This window comes from Priestia flexa NBRC 15715 (assembly GCF_001591565.1).
GTDB classification, from domain to species: Bacteria; Bacillota; Bacilli; order Bacillales; family Bacillaceae_H; genus Priestia; species Priestia flexa.
On the sequence record NZ_BCVD01000212.1, the window covers coordinates 1 to 2,267 of the forward strand.

The 2,267-nt window shown below is 36.8% G+C and carries 4 protein-coding genes; all 4 read left to right on the forward strand.

Annotation, left to right across the window (positions count from 1 at the left end):
- The first annotated feature begins 164 nt into the window (after positions 1-164).
- Positions 165-650 carry a tRNA (adenosine(37)-N6)-threonylcarbamoyltransferase complex ATPase subunit type 1 TsaE gene (tsaE, locus tag BFL01S_RS19390; RefSeq protein ID WP_061786698.1) on the forward strand — a complete coding sequence of 162 codons (486 nt, stop codon included), beginning with the start codon at positions 165-167 and terminating at the stop codon, positions 648-650.
- The gene (gene tsaB / locus BFL01S_RS19395; RefSeq protein WP_025910003.1) at positions 631-1,335 is read left to right on the forward strand and encodes a tRNA (adenosine(37)-N6)-threonylcarbamoyltransferase complex dimerization subunit type 1 TsaB; all 705 of its coding nucleotides are present in this window, start codon (positions 631-633) and stop codon (positions 1,333-1,335) included. Before tsaE ends, tsaB begins: the two co-directional genes overlap by 20 nt.
- 4 nt (positions 1,336-1,339) lie before the next feature.
- The gene (gene rimI / locus BFL01S_RS19400) at positions 1,340-1,789 is read left to right on the forward strand and encodes a ribosomal protein S18-alanine N-acetyltransferase (protein ID WP_061786699.1); all 450 of its coding nucleotides are present in this window, start codon (positions 1,340-1,342) and stop codon (positions 1,787-1,789) included.
- Positions 1,786-2,267, forward strand: a 482-nt coding sequence (locus BFL01S_RS19405) for a tRNA (adenosine(37)-N6)-threonylcarbamoyltransferase complex transferase subunit TsaD (RefSeq protein WP_369690855.1), incomplete at its 3' end; no start/stop codon positions are given. The genes rimI and BFL01S_RS19405, both read left to right, overlap by 4 nt.

Consider the following 2,267-nt stretch of genomic DNA (forward strand, 5'->3'; position numbering starts at 1 on the left):
CTAAACGAAACAAAAGGTTTCGTCTTTTTTTTTATATTAAAATTATGATCCTTAGGACTGTTCCTAGGGACTTTTTTGTATGTATATGCTGGATATGAGTAGAGAACTGCGTATACAATAGAGGTATAAATTGATTTAGAGAGAGCAAAGTGAGGATTCGAAAAATGAAACCATTAGAAGAGTTTGTCATCCAATCCGCTTCTATTGAAGATACACAAAAGCTAGCCAACCGTCTTGCTTCGCTGCTAGCTCAAGGTGATGTTTTGTTATTAGAAGGAGACTTAGGAGCTGGTAAGACAACTTTTACCAAGGCATTAGCAAAAGGTCTTGAAATTAAAAGGAACGTAAACAGCCCTACATTTACTATTATTAAGGAATATAAAGATGGAAGATTGCCCCTCTATCACATGGATGTATATCGTCTAGGGGATGAATTTGAAGATCTAGGCTTTGATGAATACTTTGAAGGTGATGGTGTTACCGTTGTTGAGTGGGCTCATTTAATTGAAGAGCAGTTACCAAAGGAATTTGTTCAAATTAATATTTATCATGATACGCCTAAAACACGTAAGCTTGTTTGTAAAGCCAAAGGCGCAAGATATATTGACCTATGTAAGGAGCTTTTTAACTATGAAAACATTAGCAATTGATACGTCAAATTTCGTAATGGGCGTCGCATTGGTTGAAGAGAATAAAGTAATTGGAGAAGTAATTACAAATCTGAAAAAGAATCATTCTATTCGCTTGATGAAGGCTATTGAATCGTTGCTGGCGGATTGTGATACATTACCAAAAGAATTAGATAAAATTGTAGTAGCAGAAGGGCCTGGTTCTTATACTGGTGTCCGCATTGGTGTAACCGTGGCTAAAACACTTGCGTGGACGCTTAACATTCCTTTAGTTGGAGTGTCTAGCCTTGAGATTGTAGCTGCTAACGGCCGTTACTTTAACGGACTTATCTCCCCGTTATTTGATGCGCGTAGACAACAAATTTTCACAGGGTTATATCGTTTTGATAATGGACAGGAACTACGTAATGAAGAGAAAGATCAGCTTGTTATTAATGAACAATGGGCTGGAAAATTGAAAGAATACAATGAATCTATTTTATTTATTGGGAATGATATTGAAGCGCATAAAGAAATATTAACTAGCGTATTAGGAGAACAAGCACTCTTTGCATCTGTTTCACAATATAATCCTCGTCCAAGTGAATTAGCTTTTTTAGGTATGCAAAAAGAAGCAACTCCAGTTCATGCTTTTGTGCCTAATTACATTAGGTTAGCTGAGGCAGAAGCAAACTGGTTAAAAGCACAAGAAGCGAAAAATGAGTGAGAAAATGACTATGACAGTGAAATTTCGTCTAATGAAAGTTGAAGATATTGATCAAGTTGTTGAAATTGAAAAACAGGCATTTGCAACACCTTGGAGCAAAGAGGCCTTCTATAACGAATTAACGGCCAATCAATTTTCTACCTACCTTGTAATGGAAATAGAGGAGCAAATTATTGGATATTGTGGAACTTGGATTGTAATTGATGAAGCGCATATTACCAATATTGCTATACTTCCTAAGTATAGAGGAAAAGGGTTAGGATATGCTTTGCTTAAAGCTGCGATGAATGTTGTGCAACAGCTAGGGGCACTTTCAATGACGCTTGAAGTAAGAACATCAAATCATATTGCACAGTCATTGTATAAAAAGCTAGGCTTTGAGGCTGGCGGCATACGAAAAAATTATTATTCTGATAACAATGAAGATGCATTAGTTATGTGGGTGAAATTATGACAAAAGAAAATGAAGTAATATTAGCAATAGAAACAAGCTGTGATGAAACGGCTGTTGCGATTATTCGAGGTGGTACAGAAATTGTTGCAAATGTAGTAGCCTCTCAAATTGAAAGCCATAAACGCTTTGGGGGAGTTGTACCTGAGATTGCTTCACGGCATCATGTTGAGCAAATCACAATAGTTGTAGAAGAAGCTCTACATCAATCCAATATGACATTTGATGATATTGATGCAATTGCGGTAACAGAAGGACCAGGATTAGTAGGAGCATTATTAATTGGTGTCAACGCAGCTAAGGCGTTAGCTTTTGCTCATCAGAAGCCTTTAATTCCTGTACATCATATTGCGGGACATATTTATGCGAATCAACTTATTACGCCATTAAAATTTCCGTTACTAGCATTAGTTGTTTCGGGTGGACATACAGAACTTGTCTACATGAAAGAGCACGTTCGTTTTGAAGTCATTGGTGAAAC

What these genes read in the sequence shown, in the direction of transcription:
- tsaE (WP_061786698.1), top strand. Translation starts at nt 165, where the DNA reads ATGAAACCATTAGAAGAGTTTGTCATCCAATCCGCTTCTATTGAAGAT.
- tsaB (WP_025910003.1), top strand. Translation starts at nt 631, where the DNA reads ATGAAAACATTAGCAATTGATACGTCAAATTTCGTAATGGGCGTCGCA.
- rimI (WP_061786699.1), top strand. Translation starts at nt 1,340, where the DNA reads ATGACTATGACAGTGAAATTTCGTCTAATGAAAGTTGAAGATATTGAT.